27 protein-coding genes are annotated in these 25944 nt (G+C 36.2%); 13 read left to right on the top strand and 14 right to left on the bottom strand.

The annotated features are described in order from the left end of the window. Positions 1 to 50 precede the first annotated feature (50 nt). Together MYP_RS24235 and MYP_RS24230 are read left to right on the top strand one after the other, a co-directional pair. A complete protein-coding gene (locus tag MYP_RS24235; RefSeq protein WP_045469827.1) occupies positions 51 to 485 on the top strand; it encodes a hypothetical protein in 435 nt (144 codons plus the stop codon). 459 nt (positions 486 to 944) lie between these two features. Next, on the top strand, positions 945 to 1793 hold the full coding sequence (locus tag MYP_RS24230; protein WP_081990659.1) for a BRO-N domain-containing protein: 849 nt from the start codon (positions 945 to 947) through the stop codon (positions 1791 to 1793). Positions 1794 to 1833: 40 nt separating this feature from the next. Here the strand turns inward: MYP_RS24230 and MYP_RS24225 are convergent, their stop codons facing one another. Then, positions 1834 to 2079, bottom strand: coding sequence for a hypothetical protein (locus MYP_RS24225; RefSeq protein ID WP_045469824.1), 246 nt, complete (start codon positions 2077 to 2079; stop codon positions 1834 to 1836). Positions 2080 to 2236: 157 nt separating this feature from the next. Next, entirely contained in the window at positions 2237 to 2437 is a 201-nt protein-coding gene (locus MYP_RS24220) for a hypothetical protein (protein WP_045469822.1), read from the bottom strand. Positions 2438 to 2534: 97 nt separating this feature from the next. Here MYP_RS24220 and MYP_RS26295 point away from each other — a divergent pair, with 97 nt between their 5' ends. Next, positions 2535 to 2684 carry a hypothetical protein gene (locus MYP_RS26295; RefSeq protein WP_156140822.1) on the top strand — a complete coding sequence of 50 codons (150 nt, stop codon included), beginning with the start codon at positions 2535 to 2537 and terminating at the stop codon, positions 2682 to 2684. 155 nt (positions 2685 to 2839) lie between these two features. After that, the gene (locus tag MYP_RS24215; RefSeq protein ID WP_156140821.1) at positions 2840 to 2992 is read left to right on the top strand and encodes a hypothetical protein; all 153 of its coding nucleotides are present in this window, start codon (positions 2840 to 2842) and stop codon (positions 2990 to 2992) included. Positions 2993 to 3107: 115 nt separating this feature from the next. On the opposite strand, the gene MYP_RS24210 is transcribed toward MYP_RS24215, so the two are convergent. From MYP_RS24210 to MYP_RS24200, 3 genes are all read right to left on the bottom strand, one after another. Continuing rightward, complete coding sequence (locus tag MYP_RS24210) at positions 3108 to 3863, bottom strand: SDR family oxidoreductase (protein ID WP_045469816.1); 756 nt, start codon at positions 3861 to 3863, stop codon at positions 3108 to 3110. Between the two features lie 305 nt (positions 3864 to 4168). After that, positions 4169 to 4846, bottom strand: a complete 678-nt coding sequence (locus MYP_RS24205) for a TIGR02117 family protein (protein WP_045469813.1) — start codon at positions 4844 to 4846, stop codon at positions 4169 to 4171. 2 nt (positions 4847 to 4848) lie between these two features. Beyond that, positions 4849 to 5409, bottom strand: a complete 561-nt coding sequence (locus MYP_RS24200) for a hypothetical protein (RefSeq protein ID WP_052430487.1) — start codon at positions 5407 to 5409, stop codon at positions 4849 to 4851. 424 nt (positions 5410 to 5833) lie between these two features. On the opposite strand from MYP_RS24200, the gene MYP_RS24195 reads away from it, so the two are divergent. Both MYP_RS24195 and MYP_RS24190 read left to right on the top strand, forming a co-directional pair. Then, entirely contained in the window at positions 5834 to 6208 is a 375-nt protein-coding gene (locus MYP_RS24195) for a DUF7793 family protein (protein WP_045469810.1), read from the top strand. A gap of 114 nt (positions 6209 to 6322) precedes the next feature. Then, positions 6323 to 6667 (top strand): hypothetical protein, encoded by a 345-nt coding sequence (locus MYP_RS24190; RefSeq protein WP_045469807.1) that lies wholly within the window; start codon positions 6323 to 6325, stop codon positions 6665 to 6667. A gap of 93 nt (positions 6668 to 6760) precedes the next feature. Here the strand turns inward: MYP_RS24190 and MYP_RS24185 are convergent, their stop codons facing one another. Genes MYP_RS24185 through MYP_RS24175 form a run of 3 tightly spaced genes read right to left on the bottom strand, consistent with a single transcriptional unit; the run spans position 6761 to position 9043 of the window. Then, complete coding sequence (locus MYP_RS24185; protein WP_045469804.1) at positions 6761 to 7669, bottom strand: TIGR01777 family oxidoreductase; 909 nt, start codon at positions 7667 to 7669, stop codon at positions 6761 to 6763. Positions 7670 to 7679: 10 nt separating this feature from the next. Continuing rightward, on the bottom strand, positions 7680 to 8495 hold the full coding sequence (locus tag MYP_RS24180) for a DCC1-like thiol-disulfide oxidoreductase family protein (RefSeq protein WP_045469802.1): 816 nt from the start codon (positions 8493 to 8495) through the stop codon (positions 7680 to 7682). Positions 8496 to 8536: 41 nt separating this feature from the next. Next, complete coding sequence (locus MYP_RS24175; RefSeq protein WP_045469799.1) at positions 8537 to 9043, bottom strand: GbsR/MarR family transcriptional regulator; 507 nt, start codon at positions 9041 to 9043, stop codon at positions 8537 to 8539. A 237-nt stretch (positions 9044 to 9280) separates the two neighbouring features. Here MYP_RS24175 and MYP_RS24170 point away from each other — a divergent pair, with 237 nt between their 5' ends. Both MYP_RS24170 and MYP_RS24165 read left to right on the top strand, forming a co-directional pair. Beyond that, positions 9281 to 9910 (top strand): hypothetical protein, encoded by a 630-nt coding sequence (locus MYP_RS24170; RefSeq protein WP_045469798.1) that lies wholly within the window; start codon positions 9281 to 9283, stop codon positions 9908 to 9910. A 69-nt stretch (positions 9911 to 9979) separates the two neighbouring features. Then, complete coding sequence (locus MYP_RS24165) at positions 9980 to 10495, top strand: GrpB family protein (protein WP_045469795.1); 516 nt, start codon at positions 9980 to 9982, stop codon at positions 10493 to 10495. 255 nt (positions 10496 to 10750) lie between these two features. Here MYP_RS24165 and MYP_RS24160 read toward each other — a convergent pair whose 3' ends face one another. Genes MYP_RS24160 through MYP_RS24145 form a run of 4 tightly spaced genes read right to left on the bottom strand, consistent with a single transcriptional unit; the run spans position 10751 to position 17017 of the window. Next, entirely contained in the window at positions 10751 to 13906 is a 3156-nt protein-coding gene (locus tag MYP_RS24160; RefSeq protein ID WP_045469792.1) for an efflux RND transporter permease subunit, read from the bottom strand. Positions 13907 to 13928: 22 nt separating this feature from the next. After that, positions 13929 to 14987 (bottom strand): efflux RND transporter periplasmic adaptor subunit, encoded by a 1059-nt coding sequence (locus tag MYP_RS24155; RefSeq protein ID WP_045469789.1) that lies wholly within the window; start codon positions 14985 to 14987, stop codon positions 13929 to 13931. 20 nt (positions 14988 to 15007) lie between these two features. After that, on the bottom strand, positions 15008 to 16336 hold the full coding sequence (locus tag MYP_RS24150) for a TolC family protein (protein ID WP_045469786.1): 1329 nt from the start codon (positions 16334 to 16336) through the stop codon (positions 15008 to 15010). A 60-nt stretch (positions 16337 to 16396) separates the two neighbouring features. Next, a complete protein-coding gene (locus tag MYP_RS24145) occupies positions 16397 to 17017 on the bottom strand; it encodes a TetR/AcrR family transcriptional regulator (RefSeq protein WP_045469784.1) in 621 nt (206 codons plus the stop codon). A gap of 212 nt (positions 17018 to 17229) precedes the next feature. On the opposite strand from MYP_RS24145, the gene MYP_RS24140 reads away from it, so the two are divergent. Then, positions 17230 to 17739, top strand: coding sequence for a GNAT family N-acetyltransferase (locus tag MYP_RS24140; RefSeq protein WP_045469781.1), 510 nt, complete (start codon positions 17230 to 17232; stop codon positions 17737 to 17739). A 16-nt stretch (positions 17740 to 17755) separates the two neighbouring features. Continuing rightward, on the top strand, positions 17756 to 18235 hold the full coding sequence (locus MYP_RS24135) for a CYTH domain-containing protein (protein ID WP_045469778.1): 480 nt from the start codon (positions 17756 to 17758) through the stop codon (positions 18233 to 18235). Between the two features lie 28 nt (positions 18236 to 18263). On the opposite strand, the gene MYP_RS24130 is transcribed toward MYP_RS24135, so the two are convergent. Next, positions 18264 to 19565: a flavin monoamine oxidase family protein gene (locus MYP_RS24130; protein WP_045469776.1), complete on the bottom strand. Its 1302-nt coding sequence runs from the start codon at positions 19563 to 19565 to the stop codon at positions 18264 to 18266. A gap of 306 nt (positions 19566 to 19871) precedes the next feature. Here MYP_RS24130 and MYP_RS24125 point away from each other — a divergent pair, with 306 nt between their 5' ends. Both MYP_RS24125 and MYP_RS24120 read left to right on the top strand, forming a co-directional pair. Continuing rightward, the gene (locus MYP_RS24125; protein WP_052430484.1) at positions 19872 to 21677 is read left to right on the top strand and encodes a glycoside hydrolase family 9 protein; all 1806 of its coding nucleotides are present in this window, start codon (positions 19872 to 19874) and stop codon (positions 21675 to 21677) included. A 270-nt stretch (positions 21678 to 21947) separates the two neighbouring features. Continuing rightward, positions 21948 to 24431, top strand: a complete 2484-nt coding sequence (locus MYP_RS24120) for a glycoside hydrolase family 9 protein (RefSeq protein ID WP_045469773.1) — start codon at positions 21948 to 21950, stop codon at positions 24429 to 24431. 183 nt (positions 24432 to 24614) lie between these two features. Here MYP_RS24120 and MYP_RS24115 read toward each other — a convergent pair whose 3' ends face one another. Further along, the gene (locus tag MYP_RS24115; RefSeq protein WP_045469770.1) at positions 24615 to 25004 is read right to left on the bottom strand and encodes a VOC family protein; all 390 of its coding nucleotides are present in this window, start codon (positions 25002 to 25004) and stop codon (positions 24615 to 24617) included. 239 nt (positions 25005 to 25243) lie between these two features. On the opposite strand from MYP_RS24115, the gene MYP_RS24110 reads away from it, so the two are divergent. Next, entirely contained in the window at positions 25244 to 25942 is a 699-nt protein-coding gene (locus MYP_RS24110; protein WP_045469767.1) for a DUF5995 family protein, read from the top strand. The last annotated feature ends 2 nt before the right edge of the window (positions 25943 to 25944 follow it).

Raw genomic sequence — 25944 nt, 5'->3', positions numbered from 1 at the left:
TTATAGAGTAAGTTTTTATACTTTTCTATCTCATTTTCAATCCAAAATAAATGATCGATTTCAACAAAACACCATTAAATAACATAATTACAGGAGTGAGTTTTTTCTCATTGCCTATTTATGTTTTCTTTTTCCTCTTTGTTTTTAAACGTGAGCTTATCACTTCAAATGATTTAGTAACTACCTTATTAATTTCTTCTGGAGCTGCACTGCCTTTCATGTTAGTTAATTTCATTTCAATGTCATTAATGGCTTATAATTTTAACACAGACAAATTCCAAGGCATGTTGATTACTGGAAATATATTTGGTATAGCTTTCTTTTCACTCCCTATTTTACTGCATATTTTTTATCCAATCACATTTACATTTGCAGTTAGAATAGTTGTAATAGCCCAACTTTTATGGTTGGGAATAACCATTATTGCCAACTTATCCGCAAGTGGTAAGAAAGAAGAGAAACTAGAACCAACCGGACAAGAATAATTAAAAGCTTCCTACAGCTTATTTAGAAGACCGATCAAAGGTTTAGAAGACCGATCAAAGGATATTTTTTTAAAAAAAATAGATTCCCGCCAATAGAACTTCAATCCCCTACTCATTATAATTTCCTTTCAGATTTTTAATGGTCATCTATATAGCAAATGTATTTTCTCCAGCTTTGCTTTTAGATATCTTCCTGTGAGATTAGTAGTTTTTTTTATTTTTTAAAACTCTGTGAATAACTATGAGGATAACTCAAGGGAAACTCAACTAAACGACTAGTAACCAACAGATTAATCTAGGTCGTTTTCTATATTATCAACCGCTAGAAAATAGGCATTAATTGCACAAACAATTTAGATTTTGTATTTTTATGCCAGGTAATAAAAAAGAATGGACCTGCTGATTTGGCGATCAGAGGTCCCCAGGTAATTAAAAGTTTTGCTTTACACAAATGTTAATATGTTACAAAGTAACACAAACTACACACAATTGTCAAGTGCTCAAGGAGCAATTCGACAAAACTCAACCAAAGAAGTTAATAATCAGCTAACTATCTTTGAATATCACAATTCAGGCGACTTCATTAACAATGTTCGGACCATTGAAATAGAAGGTCAACTTTGGATAATTGCCAAGGATGTTTGTGATGTTTTGGGCTTACAAGATGTTTCTAAGTCTTTGGCGAGACTAGATGAAGACGAAAAGCTGATACGAAAATTATTCGTATCAGGTCAAAACAGGGACGTTTCCTTGATTAATGAGTCAGGATTATATTCATTAGTTTTAACATCGAATAAACCTGAAGCTAAAGCCTTCAAAAAATGGATAACAAATGAAGTTATTCCATCTATAAGAAAAACGGGAGAATACAAACAAAAGCCTCATACCCCACTTTTTGTCCAAAGATTTCATGAAAATTATGATCGAGTTGATCAAGGATATTTTTCAGTGATTGGAGAATTATTTATACGGGTTTATGGAAAACTAGAGGCGTTAGGCCATGTAATTCCTGACCATAGTAAAGAAGGTAAGGAAATTAGAATGGATGTATCTGTTGGCAAATCCTTCCCTGAATGGTTAGATACATATTACCCTCACCTATCTAAACAATATAAATTTTATAAACATAAGCTTCCTACTGGATTTGAAGTAGACGCAAGACAATACCACAATGATGTATTGCCAAAATTCATTGAGTACATTGAAACAGATTGGCTAATCAATCGAGCAAGAGGATATTTCAGAGGCAGGGATGATAAAGCTTTGGAGTACCTTCCCAAATTGCTTCCTGCGAAAAAAGCTTCCTAAGAGAAATGGTCCAGAAATTCTGGACCATTTGTTCTTATTTTTATTTGTGCTGCCTTTTTTCAAGTTCCGTGCACCAGCTTATAAACTCAAGGATTTCTAATTTTAATTCCTCAATTTTCGTTAAATAATAGTTAATCCCTTCCTGAGGGGATGCTCTCAGTTGGACTTGACCACTTTTAATAGTTTCAATTGCTTTGTTGTGCATTTTTATGAAATAAACACGACGATTTATTTCATTTTTGGAGGCATTCAACGAATAGTTGAAAGGGTAAATTCTGTTGTACATATTGTAATAATTTAATAAATAATAATTTTTATCTATTATTTAAACGTTATTTTATATGAATTTTAGAACCATCAGATTGACAATAAACATATTTTTTAAAATATAGCCATTAAGATGAACTTAGGCTAACTCTTAAACAAAAAATCACCATATCGCTTTAAGTGAAAAACCCATGACCAGCTGCCAGGGGTAAACGGATTTCTTCTGCGTTACGAAACGACCAGAAAGGAAATCTTTCTTCCGGACACGGTCCAACTTCACATATCCTCGGGTATTCCTCCTTTCCTACTCTTTCTTTCAGGAGAATAAAAACCTTATCATAGTTTAATAGATCATAAGGGTCCTTGGGTCCTTCCATGTTAAAAAGCTATTTCTTAAAAATACAAAGGGGGACGCAGATGGTTTGCGTTGCGGAAATCTATTTTTGAGGAGTAACTTATAAACGCAAAATAATTATGACCATTGATAAAATGATAAAAGACATTACGGCGATAGCCAAAAGAAACACCAATCAAACTAAGAAATTGACAGAGCAAAACAAAGAACGCATAAAGAAAGAATGGGGGCTCAGGGAACCTAATTCTATTCAATCTAAAGAAGAGTAAACTCATCTATGCATATGTCTTAGGCTTATTTAATGCCGTTATAAGAATTTTCCCTAATAGTTATTAAATTGTTAGAATGATTGAAGACAACTGAATTTAGTACCTACCGTATCCAAAGTGGCAAAGTTGAGATTTCAATTTCTACAATTAAATCTATGATCTATTCAGTCATCTTTATCCTTATGTTTATTGGAATGATAATCATCACCATTTATGGTGTCAGAAAAGGGAATAACCCATCTCAGAAGGTGGACAATGATTACGAATCGGTACATGATGCCGAAATTATTGATGATTTATTGGATTAAATATGATGTGATTTTTTTCATCTAATCTAAAATCACGACCATATACCTTCCTGAAAATCCGCAAAGGAGTTTAATGACGCTTGGCCTCTTTTAATTTGCTTAAGGGCTTTAATTTTTACGCATGTTGCAATTGCTTGCTCAACCATTCCTCGAAACTAATCGTTCCTAACTCTGCCTTTCCAGCCGGCACAAGTGCTGTATGATTAACCTCTCCTCCAAAGTATTCAGGTTTTCCATCAGATATTACCTTGCGTGAATCTTTGAAAGATTGCAGATAACGCTCTACTACCCTATACATATCAAAACGTTCCGGGCCTGCGATTTCCACTTTACCATTAACTGGAGCAGCCAGGGCGTATTTAACCACAAAACCGGCTACTTCGTCTGCAGCTATAGGCTGAAATTGTACATCAGAAAGATGAACTTCGTTTCCTTGTGTTGCCTTATTGATGATACCTCCTATAAACTCAAAAAATTGTGTACTTCGGATTATAGTATAAGGTACACCCGATTGTCTGATCAGATTTTCCTGGACCATTTTTGCACGCATATAACCTATGCTGTGCATGATATCTACTCCCACTATTGAAAGTGCCACATGATGCTTTATCCCCGCATTGATTTCTGCACTCAACAAATTCTGGCCGGAAGTCTGAAAAAATTCCATTACTGCATTGTCTTCGAACGACGGGGAATTAGCAAGGTCAATAACAATATCTGTGTTTTCCATTGCTTCAGCCAAACCTTCTCCAGTGATCGTATTAATACCGGTAGAGGGAGAAGCAGCAATAACCTGATGGCCCTTCTGATGTAGTTGGGCAACTACCTTTGTTCCGATAAGGCCAGAACCGCCAATTACTAAGATTTTCATAATATTACTTTTTAATTGCTTTAAAATGTTGCATTAAAAGGACAACAAATTATCTGTTAGCACAAGCACTTTGAAAGTAATATGTTTTTAAAAGTTAAGATATTTTTTTAACAGCACTTAGGCTATTATAACAGTACTGAGATTCGTTAATGATCTGGAAAAAGGAAAATTCTTATTTATTACACTCTGAAAAGTCTTGACTTCCAACTCCAAAATAAACAAGACAGATCAATCATTAGGAACAATTGATCATATCACCTAATATGAAAATGTATTCTGTATTATATATTTTTAGCAGCATAAAATTATTTTCTATGATACATCACAGACCACTCAAAAGGTGCCCATAATGCAGTTTTAACTCCTGCTTCCTTAAGCCCTGTATTCGTCCAGGTATTACATGTTTTTATTAAGCTATATACGCCTTTGCCTTCATAGAATTCATTATCCAGACCAGAATACTTGCAGCAATTAATCACCTCAATCTTCCCATCTGAATTCAATCTGAATGACTCTTTGATATAGTTTACAAGTTCACGGTATTGATCAGAGGAAATATAAATGGATCTGGTATATTCATCTGTTCCTGGCTTATAGGGGTAATAGGTAACATGCATTGCGGAAGTGCTTAACCAGAATGCGGCTTTTAATGCTGTAGAAACTTTTAAATCAGCCCATGTAGGAGTATGAAGATAAAACCCCTTATCTCCCCATCCAAAGGCAACATATTTGATTTGGTTATCATGGTATAATTGCAAGCCTGATAATTCCTGACTCCAATCTTTAACAGAGTCCTTTACAGGTACTACAATATCCGTATGCACCCCATTGGATCTGATAAAAATCTGAACGCCCTTCTCATCCTCAGTAAAGGAATTATTGACGGGTATGATTGTACATAACAAAGCAGTGATGAAATACAGTATCAGGATAACAAATACATATTTGATGGATTTGTAAATAATAGAAACGGCTTTTTTCATAATTAAATTTTTTTCATCAATGCTTTGTTTTCCAAATAGAATAAAACTAGAAGATGCATTGCTGCACAAGCTGCTATCAGGTGTTTGACAGTATGACCACTTATCACTTCGGTCAATGATAAAAACGCTTCGTTAGTAGCTTCAAAAACCTTTGCAGCAATATACCACAGAATAACTCCCAACATTTGCCTGTCATTTCCATTCCAAAGCAAGATAATAATAATGGCAACAACAGGGTAAAACTGAACCAGAGCATACCATCTCAAATCACCATTGTCCTTCAGCTCTCCTAGATACCAATAAACAATACTTAAGATTCCAGTCAGAAGCAATACAATCAATATGTTATCATTATTTTGAAATGAAAAGTTCCTGAAAAGGATAAACGCAAAAAAAGACATAAAAGTGATAGTCATCGGAAGCCTGTCCCAAACCAGGGTTGGTGTTGAAGGATCATAATGATAATAGGCAGATCCCAATCCGGTAAAGGATATACCGATAAAGAAACATAGTCTTGCAGACTTATATGAAAAATTGTGTTTCAGAATAATAAAATATTCCAACTGCTCCTACCCTTAAAAATGGAAAATTCGAAACAACATTGTAAAAATTATTAATCCCATAAAAAGTATTATGATCTGCAAAACTATGATAAGAAACCCATTGAGGAATAGGTCCGTGAAGCATTAAAAATACCAAAGATGAAACAGCTAAAAATATCAGCAGCGTTTTCAGGTGCTTAGTTTTTTTATTTTCTAAGGATAGATGATTCATATCTTAAAAATTTATATTCAAAGGTAGTTCGGTCAATAGGAATCATAAATCCACTTTTTCCAAATTACGGACTATTAAAATTTTAAAATTACACACATATAAACCTAATAATCTGTCACTTAAAATAAGTTTAACGTACTATAACCAATTTAGAAATCTTATTTGGGCAGACATTTATAAGTTTCTTATCTTTAAAAGTTTTTTAAGAAAAATATGGAAATAATATTTGAGGATCAGCACATACAACTTTGGTTTGAAGATGAAATTTTACATGCTCACTACAAAAGTGATGCGATCATAACACTAAGCGTAGCAAAAGAAATTTTGAAAAACAGGCTGGAGCTACAAAAAGGCAAAACGTTTCCAGCTATAGTCACTTTACCACATGAATTAAGAGTTTTTAAACCTCAGGCCTGGAGATTCTTTTCTGAAGATGGTTATGAAGGACTATCGAAAATTGCGATAGTCACTAATTCTGATATGAAGAGGTCATTAGCAAATATGTATTTCGTATTAAATCCCCCGGCAAAGCCAACTCGCTTATTCACCAATAATACCAATGCAAAGCAGTGGATCTTAAATGGTTGATTAACTCAAAAAAAATCCAACAAAAAATTCAAAAAATTATAGTTATTCACATTCTCAACTTCCCTTAAAGGCCACCGTATAAACCCGCAGTTCCAACTTAAAACTCTTATTGCTATGGCCAAAGGAAAATTGATTAAAACAATTGATTTGAATTCAAAAACCAACATGATTGAGTGGAATTTTGAAGAGAACCTGACAGGTAAACTAATCATTGAAAGTGAGACCTATCAGGAAGAGCTTTTACCGTCTACGATCAAAATCATCCTGACACCGGATGGTGAATTACGAGGCGGATATATTACCACTCCTAAAAAACAAGCTATTGGCAATGAGAAGATGGGATTTTTCAGACAGAATATCTCAGCTAAAAATCTTTCCTTTTTGAGTGTTAAAGTGGACGATAAGAGAATTAACTATAACATTAAAATAAATTTATATCAAGCAGGTAATTTTGATTAAAACTTAGTTCATTAAATTTGACACCTAATTTAAAAAGGCCCGCATTGAGTAAAAAGCGGGCCTTTTAATTTTTATCTGAGTTATAGATTAGCTTTATACAAGATCCGCTAGAGCATATTCCAAATGATTATACTCAAACTGAAATCCTTCATTTATTAACTTAGCGGGAACTACTTTTCTGCTTTTCAATGCCAGCTCCGGTTCTGTACCAATTAAAAATGCTCCTACTTTTAATAAGCATTCAGGAGATGGCAAACCAATGGGTATTCCTGCTGCTTTCCTAAGCGTAGACATCATTACTTTGTTTGTAACAGGATTAGGTGCGGTGCAATTATAAACTCCCATTATCTCTTCATTACTATAAATCCATTCAACAATTCTTGCAAAATCCTTTTCATGAATCCAGCTTACATATTGAAGTCCATCTCCTTGTTTACCACCAAGTCCTAGTCTGGTAAGAGTAAGTAAGGTAGGGAATGCTCCTCCATTTCTGCCTAAAACGAAACTAATGCGTAATGCAACCTTCCTTACTTTAGGCATCTCATGTTTATCAAAAGCTTCCTCCCAACGTTCACAGACATCGACAGAGAAGCCTTCCCCTATTTCACCTGAGAATTCATCCATATCTTTATCTCTGGAATCCCTGTAAATAGTGGATGAAACACATTGTATCCACACTTTTGGTGGATTTTCTAATTTCATCAAAGCCTCTCCCAGGACTTTGGTTGCATTGACCCTGGAGCTTATGATTTCATTTTTATTTTTATCTGTATAGCGACAATTAACATTTTTACCAGTAAGATTGATAAGTAAATCAGATCCTTCCAACCATTCAATCCAATCTGATATTTGTTGACCATCCCAGTGAACACATCTGATATTATCTTTCATTTCATTCTTTCCTCTTGTTAAAATGATGATCTCTTTTACTTTATTTTTATAAAAATCTGCAAGCACCATTCCGAGGTAGCCTGAACCACCTGCTAATATTATTCTATTCATAGCAATATGTTTATAGTATTATTAATAAAACGATGAGACGATAAATCAACCAACCTAAAGTCAATGCAGAAGGAAGATTCAGAAGCTTCACTCTCCTTTTATGCTCCAGTAATAAAAAGCCAACAACAAGGAGAAAATAGCCGAGATATCCGACATTGGAAAGCATAGCTCCTGAATAAGGAAAACACAGGGCAGGCAGCAACAGTAAAGATCCTATCAATGAAACAGCAATGACATTACCAAGGTAATCCCACAACTTTCTTTTGTTTAAGAAAAAAATCAAAACACCTTGAAATATTAACTGACCACCGCAAATCAACAATTCTCTCAATAGATTTGAAGCAGGAACCAGAGGAACCAGACGAGCAGAAAAAGCATTTACCGTCAATGCTGAAACAATCCATGCAAAAAGGATAAAAGCCAATCTATATTTTTTATTGATATCAGGAATGCAGGCATTGAAGCCTGATACTGATGATGGCACAATTACCTTTCGATTATAAGAGACAAAGAAATACAATTTCTTCATGATGAAATTAAATGGCCTTAATCTGAACAATGACCAAAAAAGCGGGATATTATGACCGATAACCTTATACAAACTTTCCAATCCGTAGGAAACAGAGCCACCTTCTGTATCAACTAAGGCTATCTCATTCCTTGCACGATCTTTATCAATTTTACACTTAATATCCTCTCCTATTTTATTGTATGCAACACGACCATTTTTATCCAGCATTCCCGATTTCAAAAAAGCAGATGTATAAAGATTGCACATAGGACATTCTTCATCATAAATGATCACATGACTTTTTAAAGTTTTCATACTTTCAGAATTTATTGAAAATTAAACTCAAATAAAAAAGCTTATTTGATAAGCTTTAATAACATTCCGAAGAACCAGCTCTGATCTGAACTAAGCATGATATCAACCGATTTATCCATTTTATCTACAAATCCGCCCAGCTGATTCATCATATCTGTAAATGCTTTAACTTCCTCTTTTGATCTGTCGCCTTCCACTTCCTGTAATTGATGCAGGACATTTTTTACTGGTTCTATCTCTCTCCTTTTTCTTTCTCTGGAAATTCTTTTGGCTATTTCCCAGATATCCTTTTCTGCGACAAAATATTCTTTACGATCGCCCGGAACCAGCTCTTTGTGAATAAGATTCCAGCCTAGCAAATCCCTTATGTTCATATTGGCATTTCCCCGGGAAATACTCAGCTCTTCCATGATTTCTTCTGTACTGAGCGGTTTTGGAGCGATAAGCAAAAGCGCATGGACCTGAGCCATAGTTCTATTAATCCCCCATTCCGACCCCAGTTTTCCCCAAGTTTGAATAAACTGCTTTTTACCTTCTTCAAATTTCATAGCACAAATATAGAAACATTTTCTAAACTTTCAATAATTACTGAAAATTCAGTAAAAAGTTTTAAAAATTACTAATAAACTAATCGTGTAAAGATGAGCCCGTGTATATGGATTCAAAGATGTTTTAAGTAATTTTAAACTGGGATAAAAATAAAGCAAAGCAAAAATCGAGTATCTACTTAAAAGAATTTTAATAATTCATTATTATTTTTTTTTATCAAAAAAAAACTGAATACCATGGGCTCCAAAAAAGATTCTGAAAAAATAACCCTCAATTCCTTTAGAAAAGAATACATCTGGGGATTTACTCAGGGGAACCCTAAGCGTATGTCGGATGACAAAAACGGTTTCTATAAATTAATTCAGCCTCTAACAGGTAATAATGGAACTATCACCATCGGTGCATCTTTTCATCCTTATCAAATTATTAATCAATCCGGAGATGACATATGGGAAACTTTATATAAAGTAATAGAGGCTAATAAGTTTTGCGATTACAACCATCTGATTGAAGAAAAGTATTTCTTTCATATGAATACCCCAGGCCCACAAGCCTTTCCAATTGGTAATTGGGAGGACCAAAGACTTTATACCGAAATAAACCCGGAGTTTTCAAGGTTTGTCCCTTTTCTTATCCCTTACCTGACGTACAATACATTGGAAGATCCTCTTTGGTTGGAAAAACTGCATATGGGTATTGCTACTGTTGGAAATGCTCAGGAATTTATAGAATCTGTCAATATTGCTTCCAGGTTTTTAATGCCTGAACCAACCTTTTTCATAGGTTTTGGTGTATTTGAAAAAAATAATCCGAGCGAATTAATCGATCATTATGTTGATTTTCTGGAGAGACATTTAAAGAAATAACTAGGTCAGAAAAATGGAAGGAGAAAGACTAGACTAATGACCTGGGCTGAAATTTTATATAGAAAAAAGATGAAAGTAGAATTACATCCTTTTAATAAAGACTGGAAGAACCTATTTGATATTGAAAAAGATCTTCTTTCATCTACAATACAAAATTCAGATATTCAGATTGAACATATAGGAAGTACTGCCATAGAAGGTCTAAGCGCTAAGCCAATCATAGATATTCTGATAGGAGTACCTGATTTTTCAAAAGCTAATGACTTTATAGCTCCTATCAAAACATGCAACTATACTTATATTTCTGTATATGAAGACACTATGCCATACCGGAGATTTTTCACCAAATCAACTGAGAATAAAAGAACTCACCAGATTCACATGGTAGAATTAAATTATCCTTTCTGGATAAGGCATCTGGCATTTAGGAATTACTTAAGAGAACATCAGGAAGAAAAAGAAGCCTACAATCTTATAAAATCTGAATTATCGGAAAAGGATTGGGATGATATCAACGATTATGCAGAGGCTAAAACAGAGTTTATAAGGGCTATAGAGTATAAGGCTGGAATTAGGGAATGGTAAGTAAATATTGTCTGAACTGGGATCCATGGCATTAAGGGATAGACAGGATTATCTACGATTTAGTTTCTTATTGAAAAAGAGAAACGGTGAGATAAAAAACGAAAAAGGCGATCAAAACTGATCACCTTTTTTTATAAAACTTAATTAGAATCGGGATTTATCGAATTCACAGATTAAGGGGATTCTTTTCGTTGCTTTAAACTAGCGAAGATAAACCTGTCTATCTTTTAATCCCACGAAGCCCAGTTCAGACTCCTAATTCTGCATTATCGGTATGTTGATAGCAATCTTCTCCTCTGTTCCTGTCTGGGCCTCTTCCTTTTTCTTTGGTTTGAATTTATTAATAATTGTCTCAACAATCATATAAACCGCCGGTACAACAACAAGTGTCAATAACAATGAACTTGTAAGACCACCAATAATCACCCATGCCATACCGTTCTTTACTTCTGCTCCTGATGCAGTGGATAATGCTATTGGCAACATTCCAACGATCATTGCAATCGTTGTCATCAGGATCGGACGAAGACGTTCTTTACCTGCTTCAATCAAGGCTTCTTTTACCGTATACCCTTCTTCTTTTAATTGATTTGTGAAATCAACGATAAGAATCGCATTCTTGGTAACAAGTCCAATCAACATGATCATACCAACGATGGAGAAGATGCTTAAACTTTCCATTGTCAAAGCAAGAGCAAGGAAGGCGCCGACAGTTGCCACCGGGATAGCAAATAATACCACAAACGGATAAACAACACTTTCGTAAAGAGCCACCATGATAAGATAAACAAGGACCAAGGCCAGAATCAGGGCTAAACCAAGACTTCCGAATGCATCTTTTTGTCTCTGCATATCTCCAAGGTACTCTATTGTGATGCCTTCCGGAAGATTTAACTTATTTACATTAGCCTGAATTTCCTGTCCGACAGTTCCAACCGGCCTTCCAACAACTGATGAGTTTACTTTTATTGTAGATAACCTGTCGATTCTTTCAAGGACACTTTCTCCCATAGTCTCCTTCACCTCAGAGAATTGATCGAGCTGGAAATTCTGACCTTTATTATTCACAAATGTTAGTTTTTTAACATCCTCAATATTAGATCTGTCAAACTTATCCAGGGAAATGAAGATATCATATTCATTACCACCCACTTTAAACTTAGATGTCTCGTCTCCCCTGAAAGCATTCTGAAGTGTCATCCCCACATCACTTGCGCTGAGTCCAAGCTGAGCCATCTTTTCTCTGTCAAGCGTCACCTCAATTTCAGGCTTAGGATCTTTAGCGCTATATTGAACATATTGGGTACCCGGTACACTTTTAATGGCTTCTTTAACCATCGCAGCTGCTTCACGGATGACTTTCATATCAGTACCTTTTACCGCAACCTGTATAGGAGACTCGCCACTGCTTCCCGTTATATTCACAGGATTCACCGTTACTTTTACACCCGGAATTTTAGAGATTTCACTTTTCAGTTTCACTCCAAAGTCCTCTGCAGAAATATTACGTTCCTCTTTATCAACCATCACTACTGTCATGTCTGCTATATTACTGTTCGAGCCACCTCCTGAGGAAGGACTGGAACTGCTATATCCGATAGTTGTTACGACCTTCACAACTTCTGGCTTTTCCATGATCATCTTTTCTACTTTCTGTGCCATCATGTTTGTCTGGTAAAGAGAGCTTTGTGATGCCAGCTCAAGTTTTACGCTCATTTCGCCACGATCTCCTGAGCTGATAAATGTAGCTCCGATAAATCCTAACGGAAGCAATGCAAAAGAGGCTATAAGCAAAATGATAGTTCCCAACAACACCCAACGCTTGCTACTCAATGACCATCTTAATACTTTTCCATATTCTTCTTTTAATGAGTCAAGGAAATTTTCAAATCCAATATTAATTTTTCCCCATAATGAATTAGGGTTCAACACCTCCAACCTGCCAAATCTTGAAGCCAGCAAAGGAGTGATAGTAAAAGATACCATTAAACTCATAAGAGTAGAGAACACCACAACAAGAGAGAACTCTCTGAGAATATTACCAATCAAACCCGATGTCATCGCTAAAGGCACGAATACCACCACGTCAACAAGTGTAATTGCAAGCGCTGTAAATCCTATCTCATTTCTACCATCCAGAGAAGCAGTTCTTTTATCTTTACCCATTTCCATGTGTCGGTAAATATTCTCCAACACAACGATACTGTCATCCACAAGAATACCCACTACAAGAGATAATGCCATCAGTGTCATCAGGTTCAATGAGAAGCCCAACAGGTACATTGCGATAAATGTTGGTATCATTGATGAAGGAAGAGCTACCAGAACGAACATTGAGCTTCTCACGCTGTGAAGGAACATGAGCATCACCACAGCAACAATAAACACGGCAAGATATAAATCGTGAATAACAGCATCTGCAGAAGCCAAAGTAAACTTAGACTGGTCAACAGAAATATCAAATTTCAGCCCATTTGAAGCATACTGTTTTTCAAGCACTTCAATCTTCTTCTTTACGAGATCACAAACCTCTACTGCATTGGCATCCGTTTGCTTAAGGATTATTATACCTAGGGAAGGAATACCATTAACATGGTTGATTGCAGTCGCATCAGATTGAGTGTCCACCACTTCTGCAATATCCTTCAGATAAATTTTACTGCCATCCGCATTTTGTTTTACAATAAGATTTCTAAGTATACCTACATCTCCAATCTTGGCATCAAACTTTATAGAAAACTGGTCTCTTGCTGTTTCAACTTTACCTGACGGGAAAGATTTATTAGCTGCATTAATAGCCTGAGATACCTGCGTAATAGAGAGCTTATAAGCCTGTATTTTGTTTTGATCAATATTTACCTTAATTTCTCTTGGATTACCACCCACTACAGTGACCTGACCAACACCGGAAACATTTGCCAGCTGTGGCTTTAACTTCTTATCCATCAGATCATATAGTAATGTTGGGCTTAGGTTTCCATTTACACCCAAACGCATTACAGGCATTTCATCGGTAGAAAATTTATTTACTACAGGTCTTGTTATTTCATCAGGCAATTGAGCCAGAACTCCATCCACCTTTCTCTGAACATCCTGCTGGGTTTTCGTAACATCTACCCCTGATTTAAGCTGAATCATTACAACTGATGCCCCTTCCATTGAGGAAGAGGTTAGCTTATCCAATCCTTCTACAGCAGAGACTGCTTCTTCAATTTTCTTTGTAACGGAGTTTTCTACTTCATCAGGAGAAGCACCACGATAGGTTGTCAGAATAGTGACAACGTTGGCCTCAAACTTTGGCAAGAGATTATAATTAAGCTCTTTATAGGAAATAACACCAAAGAGTATGAGAACGGTAAATATTACTGTAATCAGCAATGGCCTTTTGACAGCAACTTCGGTTATTGACATAATATTATTGGTTTATGTAACCTTATTTTACAATTTGAATTTTTGACTGATCATTAAGGTTGATCTGACCATTTGTAACTACCATGTCTCCCTCCTGAAGCCCTTCAAGCACTTCTATTGTTGAACCAAACTCTCTGCCCACCTTAATATTTCTTTTCTTCACAATATCACCTTCCACTACATATACGCATGGATTTTTGATGCTCTCTATAAGAGCATCTCTGGTAATTTGCAAAGCCGTCCCCGAAGACTTAGTGCCAAATTCAACTTTCACATAAGTTCCGGCTTTCAGGCTATTTGATGAAGCATTGTTTATAATAACTTCCACAGGATAGTTATGTGCCTCGTCTCCTGCAGGACTTATGTAAGAGATTTTTCCAGTGAAGACCTGATCAGGGAACACATCCGCTGTTACTTTTACTATTTGATTTTCTTTCAAAGTGTATACTTCTCTTTCACTAACCATTACCTTTACTTTAAGTCTGGTAATGTCTACAATACTTGCAATAGCAGCACCCGGATTTACAAACTCTCCTTCTTCATAGTTCTTCTTTGTTATTCTACCTGAGACAGGAGCTGCAATATGCGCATCAGCAATTTGTTTTTTGATCTGCTCTACTTTATTAGCAGAAGTCTGATATTTAAACTGAAGGTCAGTAACCTGCGTTTCTGTTGCTGCATTTCCCTGTAAAAGATCATTGTATTTTTCATAATCCTTTTTCATTTTATTCAGGTCAAGTTCAGAAGCCTCCAGAGAAAGCTGAAGAAGTCTGGTATCAAGTGCAGCAATGATCTGTCCTTTTTTTACATAAGACCCAAGATCAATATTAAGCTTGGATATTTTTCCTGAAGACAGAGCCATTACATCTGCTTCCTGATAAGCAGCTGCCGTACCAACCTTAATCATTTCTCCAGATACAGGACCAACTGATACAATCGCTGTACTTACAGGAATGGCAACATTGGTATTAATTGCAGGTTTATTTTTCTCATTCAGTTTCTTTTTGTTGGTTGCAAGTTTAAATCCGATAAAAAGAACAATAACCAATATTGAAGAGATTACTATAATTTTCTTTTTCATATATCTGATAATTAAAAATATTAAAGGTTTGAAGCAAAATTCTTAAGAGTACCGCTTGACTTTTCTATGTCCAACTGAGAAGTATAGTAGTTTAATAATGAATTGATATAATTGACCTGAGCATCCTTGTAGGAGTACTCTGCATTAAGCAAGTCTGATAAGCCAGCCACTCCTCTTTGATACTCCAATGTGGTAGTCTGATAAACTTCTTCTGCCAGCTTCAGATTGCTTTCGTTATTCTCCAGACTGCTTGCTGATTTGTTTAACTGCACCTTAGCATTGGAATATTCAACCTGATAAGATCTTTCATTTAACAACAGGTCTGCCTGAGCATTTTTCATATCAATGCGGGCTTGCTTGTATTGCGCATTTCTTTTCAGGCCATCAAAAAGAGGAACACTTAATTTTAAACCAATAGAGGAATAATCAAACTTTCTGTTAAATGACTCCTGAAAATCATTTCCCATTGCCTGCACTCCATAACGAGCATATGCAGTCAATCTAGGGAGCCCTGTACCTCTTATCCTTCTGGCATCTAGATCATGAAATATGATTTGAGTTTGCTGAAGTTTGAAATCAGTCCTGTTCCGTGCATCAAATTCGCTTTCTTTAGCAAGCCTTACATTCGACTTTAGTATTGCTGTATCTGCAAGTACAATCTCCTGATCGAGCGGAAGTCCCATCACATTCTTCAGGCGACTGTTGGCAAGCTCAAGATTTTGTTCCGCCAGACTTAATTGAGATAAAGTATTGTTAAGTGTTACAAGTATTTTATTGTAATCATTCTTCTTGATGACGCCCTTATCCAGTTGAAGCTTTGCAATTGCAAGCAACTGTTCTTGTTTCTTTTTGTTTTCGAGTTGAAGATTCAGATATTGCTTAAAAACAAATACCTGATAATAACTGTAAGATACATCATAAATAATGCTTTCTTCAGATTGCTGGTATTTCAGATCAGCCATTGCTTTGTTAGGTCTGGCAGCTTTTATTCCCAGCATTGCAGCCTGGTCAAAGATTGTCTGGTCAAGTTGAATTACTGCCCCGGTATTAAACTGGGTACCCATGCGCACCGTAGCACCTTCTGGCATAAGAGGATTTGCTGGAAATACCATGGCTTGCCTTTTAATGTTGTCATCCAGCGTCACTGTCCCGTTTACCTGAGGCAGATAACTAGAGAATGCTTCTTTTTCTCTTTGGTTTGCTCTATCCTTCTCATTAAAGGCTTTGCCCATTTTCAGATTATTCTGAAGCCCGTATTCTATTGCACTTTTTAATGTAAAAGATTCCTGAGCGAAACTCCCCGATGTGATCAAGAGTAAAAATCCGATTAAAAATCTATTCTTTTTCATAGCTATTATTAATTCAGTCTATCGATGTTATTTATTTTATTATATAATTGGAGAGAAAAATCAAAGCTTGATAGCAGTGATCACGAATTCGACTACCTCTTTTTTTCTTTTCTGCATTACCTTTAGATACTCGGTGTCAGTTTCAATACCCATAAGGTTCATAAAATAAGGCTTTGCAATAAAGGGATAAGTATCCATACACATAATATTCATCATCAACTGTTCCCCTTTAATATTTCTTATAGTACCCTTCTTTACCTCTGCACTTGTCTGTTTTACAAAGACCTCAAAGACTCTCTTAAATCCACTTTTCTCAATCATTTGATTCATCATCTCGGGTCTTTTGATGATCTCGTTCATGATGAAGTGCGGCAATTGAGGCGCATTGATCATGTTGTCAATTTGCTTCTCAACAATCTTTTCGATTTTCTCAAAAAAAGTATAATCCTGAGAAGTAATAATATCTTCCAGGTAGCGCATAAAATTTTGCTTCTCTTCATCCAGAATGATTTCGAAAAGCTTTTCCTTGGACCTGAAATAATAATGCAACAATGCTTTATTTATCCCAGCCTTATCAGCTATGTCCTGCATTCTGGCCCCATCAAGACCTTTCTCAAAAAAGACTTCTCGGGCGGTCTTTTTTATAATTTCCTGTGTATTAGAATCGTTAGAATTTGACATTTTGGTTTAACTAAAGGGTTTAACCATTTGGTTAAACCAAAAATAAAACAAATGATTTATCAGAACAAGCTTTCTTAAAATTTTATTTCCACAAGAAAATTTAGTCTTAAAAACTCTTAAAAATCAAATAAGTAATTACTGTGAGAAACAGAAACAGTGGGTTCAAATGAAAAACTAAAATGAATCCCTTACCTTTATTTTTTATATTAATAATGATAGTTCTGCAAACGGATAGATTAATAATTAAGGAATATAAACCTGAATATTTAAATCTTGCTTACAAAGTCTTCTCAGATCCTCAAACTATGGCATTCTGGCCTGCGCCGCTTTCAATTAATGAAACCCAAAGGTGGATTGATAGAAGCATGCAATCATACAAGGACAATGGATTTGGGCGCTATGCCATTTACTTAAAGAATACCAATCATCTTATCGGAGACTGCGGGATATTAAAGCTTGAAACAGACAATATTCTGGTGCATGACCTTGGATACATCATTTATGCGCCATTCTGGAGTACAGGTTTGGGATTTGAAGCTGCAAAAGCTGCAATGGACTTTGGTTTTAATGAATTAAACATTGACCGACTTTATGCAAACATGCCTTTTAATCATGCTGCATCAATAAAGGTCGCGGAAAAATTAGGGATGAAGAGAATCAAAGAATTTCATAATAAAAAAAACAGATCTATTTTAACTTATCTTTACTGTTCAGTTAAATAGAAGGTTTAATATATAAATGGGACAAGAAATAGAAAGAAAATTTTTAATAAAAAAAGACATCTGGAAAAATGCTGCCAAGGGAAAAGCTTCTTATCTTAAACAGGGATATATCTCTACAGACCCTGGAAAGACAATAAGAGTAAGGGTTGCAGAAGGTAAAAGTTTTTTGACTATCAAAGGAAAAACAGAAGGAATAGCCAGAGCTGAATTTGAATATGAAATTCCTATAGAAGATGCCAATGAACTCCTAAACCTGTTTGCCTCCAATTGCATTGAAAAGGTAAGGCATGAAATCGTTTATGATGGAAAGCTATGGGAAGTGGATGTGTTCAGCGGAGACAATGAAGGCCTTATTATTGCTGAAATTGAACTGAACTCCATTGACGAAAAATTCACACTTCCTGCCTGGATTGACAAAGAGGTAAGTGGAGATGAAAGATATTTTAATTCGAATCTTTCTAAGAATCCGTTTAGAAAGTGGGAAGTTGAAAGTTAAAAGTTGAAAGACTTTTAACTTTCAACTTTTAACTTTCAACTTTTAACTCAGAAGCTGTTTTCAATCCGCTTCTGAACGCTGCTTCCACCGTTCCCCCTTCTGGCCCTTCATACAATCCTTCTCCTGCAAAATAGATAACATCTTTAACTGGTAGGATCAATTGTTTGCGCGCTTGAGGAGCTTCTACAGTAGGATAAGTATATGCTCCTTTTGAATAAACATCTTCTGTCCAGTTGATAATTCTCCAGGCTTTTATTTTACTTCTAATTTGATCCTCACTAAAACCGAATATATATGCTAAAGCCTTCACTGCTTCAGTTAATCTCGCTTCTTCTCTTTTATGTTTATTTGCTTCGGCACTAGGACCTGCAAGCCAGCCCGTTAAAAGAGTGCTATCTGTGGGATATTGGGTCCACCAGGTAGGAATGGAAGCATCAGAAAAAAAGAATCCCATTTTTTTCAAGCCTATACCATCATTAAGAGGATCTAAAGTTTCCCAGAACTTTTCTTTGAATTCTATTAAAAACTTTACTACAGATCCATAACCTAATTTGTGAATAGCTTCAAACCGGTCTTTTATTTCAGGTTTAAAAAGAATTGTATTTTCAGATTGCAATACCCCTATCGGAATGGTTATGATTACTTTTTCAGATTCATAAAATTTACCTGCTTTTGTCCGGACAAGCACTTTATTGACATCCCATTGAATATTCGTTACTTCTTCTGAAAAAGAAAATCTGACACCATTCTTATCGCATTCAGTTTTAATGTAATTCATTAATTTTGAATATCCTCCTTCTATTCTGTATTGGGCATCAAAATCTTCATTCAACCATTCTTCTCTGAGTGCAAAAGCGCTTGCATTTGAAACCGAAGCTGCATCATAACCTTCCACAAATGAAACTACTGACCTTCGAAGAGCATCAAATCGGGAATCTGAAAATTCTTTTTTTAGAAATTCGCCAATTGAAATATCTTGCTCAAGGGCCTGCAACTTTTCCATCAGCAGGTCCCATTCTTCTATAAAATATTGAGAAGTTGATAATTTGCCATTATACCTGTGCCAGGATTGTCCCTCTACTTTTATAATGGACAGTCCGGCTTCCCTGACAAGACTTTTTGTAATCGGAAGATCTCCATGGATAAATTCTGCCCCTGTTTCAATTGGATGGGAAAAAGACTCCGGATGAATGGAATGTGCCCTACCTCCAACATAATCTTTTGCTTCCAGGACTGTTACTAAAAACCCCCTATTGGATAATTCTCTGGCACAAATAATTCCAGTAGCTCCTGCTCCAATAACAATAACCCTCGTTTTGCCTATCGCCATTATACAATAACCTTATTAAATCTTGAAATTTTAACCGACAAACCTGTTTGTTGAAAACTTTAATATAAAAAACTGAAGTTTTTAAAGGTGATTTAACCGCCTCAGTGAAATCATTTTCTTCACATAAATATCATCTTTTTACAAACATAGATTCATGATTTTGGTTACTATGTGCCCAATCATTTACGACTAATTCTTGTATACCAATGCCTTGTGTATCTTTAGTGCTTGACAAGGCACCATAATATTAGGTAATTTGAATAAAATAGAGAATAATAATCTCATTGATCACATAAAACCACTCAAATGAAAAGAAAAACGTTAAGAGGAAAGCAATTTTCAACCACTGCAGTTGGCTTACTCGCAATCCTGTCTTTAGGAAACACAACTGCATTTTCGCAAAAAAGTACTGACGACATTCGTTTAAATCAGGTTGGATTTTATCCAGGAGCATCCAAAGTAGCAATTGTTGTCAATTCCGATGCGACAAAATTTTTCGTCATCGATGAAGCGAAAAAAGATACTGCATTTAAAGGAAACCTGAAAAAAGGAAGCAAATGGGAATTTTCTGAGGAAACAGCCAGTAAAGCAGATTTTTCAGGTCTTAAAAAAGAAGGGAAGTATCATTTGTATATTCCAGGCCTCGGAAACTCTCATTCATTTGAAGTAAACAAAAAAGTACATCAGGATCTTGGTAAAGCTTCTGTAAAAGCATTTTATTATCAAAGAGCCTCCACTCCTATTCAAAAAAAATATGCAGGCAAATTTGCGAGAAAAGAAGGGCATCCTGATACTGTTGTATACATTCACCCTTCCGCCCAAACAGACAAAAGGCCTGCAGGATCTGTAATATCTTCTCCTGGAGGGTGGTATGATGCTGGTGATTATAATAAATATATAGTCAATTCTGGTATTTCAACTTATACCTTATTGGCTGCCTACGAACATAATCCTGAATATTTCGATACTTTAAAGCTTAATATTCCGGAAAGCAGTAATAAAATTCCTGATATTCTTGATGAAGCTTTATATAACATCAAATGGATGCTTACCATGCAGGACGCCGACGGGGGAGTTTATCACAAACTGACCAATCCGAACTTTGATGGTTTTATAATGCCACACGAAGCAGATCAGAAAAGATATGTTGTTGAAAAAACAACTGCTGCTACACTCGACTTTGCTGCTGTGATGGCGCAGGCTGCAAGAGTTTTCAACAAGTATAAAAAAGAACTTCCTAAATTCTCTGAGAAATGCCTGTATGCCAGCAAAAAAGCTATGGAATGGGCAACTAAAAATCCTTCCGTATTATATGATCAGGCTAAAATCAGTGAGAAAAGCCCTGCTATTGTTACAGGAGCTTATGACGACAAAAACGTAGCAGACGAATTTCAGTGGGCTAATATAGAATTGTTTGTATCTACTGGTGATCCGGTGTATTACCAAAATGCCAAAGTAAAAGAAAACCTGACATCCTTTAACCTTCCGGATTGGCAATCTGTAAATACACTTGGACTGATATCCCTTTGCCGCTATTCTAAAACTCCGGACCTTGAAGCTGTTAAAAATGTACTCCTTAAACTAGCTGACAGCTACAAGAATCATGCACTGAATGAATCTGCATTTGGCGTTCCGATGGGGCAAAACAAAGGACACTTTACCTGGGGTAGTAATTCATTTGCGGCCAATCAAGGGGTGATATTGCTACAGGCATATAGTCTTACTAAAAATCATGCGTATTTAAATGCTGCAATTTCTTCTCTTGATTATCTGCTTGGAAGAAACGGGACAGGTTATTCATATGTAACAGGATTTGGAAAGAAATCTACTATGTATCCTCACCATCGTCCATCACAAGCTGATGGTATTGAAGAGCCTATTCCTGGATTCCTTGCAGGCGGCCCAAATCCTCAGATGCAGGACCAAGGTGATTGCCCTGGATCCAACTATTCCTCTTCACTTCCGGCTAAAGCATATATGGATCATGTATGCAGCTATGCTTCAAATGAAATTGCCATTAACTGGAACGCACCTCTTGCATATCTGACACTTTCTATTGAGGCATTTATGAACGAGAAAAGTAGCATTATACTTAATAATGAAAATGAGTAATAGTATAGAATCAGATATTTAATCTCATATCAAATTAATACACCTCATCCCTGGCCCCTCTCCTGAAATAGAAGGGTAATAGTCGACGAATAGATTCCGAGATTTTAAATAGATGTTGCTAATAACATATACATTAATGTCTCTCTCCTTCAGGGTAGGGATTTAGGGCGAGGTCTTAATACATTTACAAACCAATTAAAGTAAAGTTCTACAAGACCTATAAGGGATAAGCCTTATAGGTCTTTTAACATAATCAACAATTAAATACGAATGAATAAATTAGTTTACCGTCTTTTCTTTTTTTCATTTATTATCATTTCCAATTCTTCCAAAGCCCAACAGGAAACTTTAAAAATAAATGACCTTGAATATCTTGAAATGACAGGCCTCAATGTAATGCTGGCTCATGACTTCTATCCTGAAAGTCATCAGGGAGGAGTTGGCATTATTCAAAATGGCCTTAGAATAGGCACCAACGGCGATTTAAGACTTGAGCCTACTCCCGGCCAGTGGCAGCCCGTTCCCAAAGTTGGCAAACGCATAGTGGACAGAAATAAAAACGAAATCAGTGTCCGTATGGAATACCCGGATCAGGAAAAGAATAAAAAAGGTTTTAATCCTATCATCTATCCGGACCTTAATTTTTCCTATACATTAAAAATCAAACCGGAAGGCAAAGCTGTCAGAGTGATTGTGGACTTAGATAATCCATTACCAAAAGAATGGATAGGCAAAGTAGGGTTTAATTTTGAATTGTTTCCAGGTATACTTTTTGGCAAATCATATTACATGGATCAAAGCTTTGGCATATTTCCAAGGCAGCTCAATGGACCGGGTTTTATAGACCAGGATAAGCAATACCAGACCACTCCTATGGCAGAAGGTTCCAAACTTGTAGTTGCTCCGGAATCTGACCGCCAGAGGTTGGTTATTGAAAATCTTAAAGGCAATAAACTTCAGCTTATAGATGGAAGAGCCCAGCATAACAATGGCTGGTTTGTAGTAAGGTCTCTGGTTCCCGAAGGAGCTTCAAGTAATGCCATTGAATGGCTTATCACTCCGCATGCTATAGCAGGATGGAAATATGAACCTGTAGTCCAGGTCTCACAAGTAGGTTACCATCCAGCTCAACAAAAAGTAGCGGTAGTAGAGCTTGATGCTTCAGAAACCCAAAGATTCCCTGTAACACTTTATCGTATCGGAGAAAACGGAGCAATGCTAAAAGTCATGGAAACAACTCCTAATGACTGGGGAAAATTCATCCGTTACAAATACCTGAAATTTGATTTTACTTCAGTTCAGCAGCCAGGCATGTATGTAGTAAAATACAATAACTATACTACAGAACCATTTCAGATCAGTAAAAATGTATTCAAGAGAAATGTATGGCAGCCAACACTGGAGACATTTCTGCCTGCTCAGATGTGTCATATGAAGGTTAATGACAGGTACAAAGTATGGCATGGCTTCTGTCACCTTGATGATGCTCGTATGGCGCCAACGGATTCAAATCACTTCGATGGCTATTTACAGGGAAACTCTACATTATGCAAACATGCTTCAGGAGACAGAGTGAACGGACTTAACAGAGGAGGCTGGCATGATGCCGGAGACTTTGACCTAAGAATAGAATCTCAGGCTGAAACAGTTCATGGCCTTTCGCTTGCATACGAACTCTTCAAAACAAACTATGACAATACAAGCATAGATCAGGTGAATAAAATAATTGAAATCCATCAGCCAGATGGAAAAGCGGATATGCTTCAGCAGATAGAGCATGGACTATTATCCATCGTAGGAGGATATGAATCTTTAGGAAGATTATACAGAGGCATTATATGCCCGACACTAAGACAGTATGTTTTGCTCGGTGATCCGGCAAACATGACAGATAACAGGAATTATGTGAACAATATTTCAACAACAGAACCTAAAGTGGGGTATCCCGGATCTGCAGACGACCGATGGGTATTTACGGAAAACAATCCGGAAAGAGAGCTTAATACTGCCGCCGCCTTGGCTTCTGCCTCAAGAGTTATGAAAGGATTTAACGACACCCTTGCAGCAAAAAGTCTTGCTATAGCCCTGGAATTATGGAACAGGACCAAAGAAAGCGATCCCTTACATCGAGTTAAACTGGCAAATGAATTATTGATTACAACGAAAGATAAAAAGTATGCTGACTTTCTTATTGCCCACACACATCTTATCAGCAAGAATATTGAGCAGACAGGTTATGTCATTGGGAGAAGTTTTTCTCTTATAAACAATAAAAAATATAAAGAGAATATACTTAAAGCTGTGAAAGCATTCCGCGCGAAGGTCGATGAGCAGGAAAAGAAAAATCCTTATGGCATACCATATGAGCCATATATCTGGGGAGCAGGTTGGGGTATACAGAACTTTGGTGTTCAGCAATATTTCCTGCACACATCATATCCTGATATATTTCCTGATACTTATATGCTTCATGCTATGAACTTTATTCTTGGTTGTCATCCGGGATCTAACACTTCCTCCTTTGCCTCAGGTATAGGATCAAAATCATTGACGGTAGCATATGGATTTAACAGAGATGACTGGTCATATATACCAGGAGGAATTGCTTCCGGAACTGCATTAATCAGACCAGATTACCCAGAACTTCTGGAATGGCCTTATTTATGGCAACAAACGGAATATGTACTAGGAGGCGGCACAACAGATTATCTGTTTCTGATATTAGCAGCAGATGCACTTCTGGATAAGAAGTAAGAAATAATTTCATCATAAATCCTTCTTTTTTTTAATAGAGAGAAGAATTAAACCTTTTAAGTTTTAAATAAAGAGATCTACTTTCAACTTTCAGCTTAAAAAAATTGAACAGGTAGTTCATGCGTGTCAATGAACTACCTGTATTTATTAGTATGAAACTAAAACAGCACCCTTCAATCGAAATTATTTCACAAGCGTCTCATGTAGACAAAGGATATTGCCTTCAGAATCCTTAAACCAGGCAGCTTTGTCATTTTCCATGACAGCCACATGATTTTTATTGGTTTTCAGATTTAAGTCAGGCATATCGTAATCTTCAAAGACTATACCTTTGTTTTTGAGATCATTGATCTCATTTTCGATATCCTTCACCTCAAACGTCATCACAGTGTGATCCGCTTTAGTCGGCTTTGGCCTTTCATAAACTGTAATTTTAACACCATTGGCGTCCAACACCATCATGTCCTCATAAAATTCCTCGATCGTTAATCCAAGTTTATCTTCGTAAAACTCCTTAGCCCTGTTTATGTCAGTGGCCGGTAACGTTGTTAATACCGGAACATTATTTAACATATCTTCTACCCTCCAATAGTTCAATCTCTATTATTTTAACACTCCCCTGATCCGACTGTTCACATCCTTTCCATAACCACTCAATTTCAAACAGATACAAGTGATAAATTTTGCATTCATTACAAAAATTTATACTTTCAATCAAAATTCATTATAGCCTATGTTTTTAGAAAGTAGTCCTATAAAAGATCAACCTATTGAATCTGCCTTAACAAAACTGGATAAAATAATAGCTTCTTGTGAGAAAAGCAGGAATAGAAATGCCGTACTTTGCAGCATTTTACAAAAGTATTTCCATCAGGATAAGAAGTGCAATAGAGAATAAAGAGTTTGAAGATAATGTGCGTATGACTGAGTTCATAAGGGTTTTTGCCAACTTTTACCTTGATGCTTATGAAAAATATCATAATAATACCCTTGAGTCTGACAGTCCCTGGTTTAATGCCTTTGAAACTGGAAAAAAGAAACATACCATCCTTCAGCACCTGCTGCTAGGAGTAAATGCACACGTTAATTATGACCTTTCTAATACCTGTGTAGTTATATCACCAGGTAAAGAGATTATCAATCTTAGTAAAGATTATTTCAAAATAAATCAAATTCTTTCTGTTGCTATTGTCCAGCTAGAGAAGGATATTTTCTATTTATCTCCTGTCCTGGGGACATTAGCTAAAATGATTCCCAAGCTTGAAAGAAAATTATTAAACTTCAGCGTATCAGTAGCAAGAGCTAAAAGCTGTGAATGCGCCTGCATTCAGGCTATGTCAGACGAAAAGGGAAAAGCAGAAGCAAGGGAAGGTAGTAAGGCAATGGCACAAGAAATAGGTAACCGAATTATGAACCCGGGTTTACTTGCCAACTTTGCAGTATTTATTATTGGGATTACGGAGGTAAGAGGAATGAAGAAAAATATTGAGGTGCTTGAAATGCAAGAATAGCA

The sequence above is a fragment of the Sporocytophaga myxococcoides genome (assembly GCF_000775915.1).
Lineage (GTDB): Bacteria > Bacteroidota > Bacteroidia > Cytophagales > Cytophagaceae > Sporocytophaga > Sporocytophaga myxococcoides_A.
This window is presented reverse-complemented; position numbering and strand designations above follow the sequence as displayed.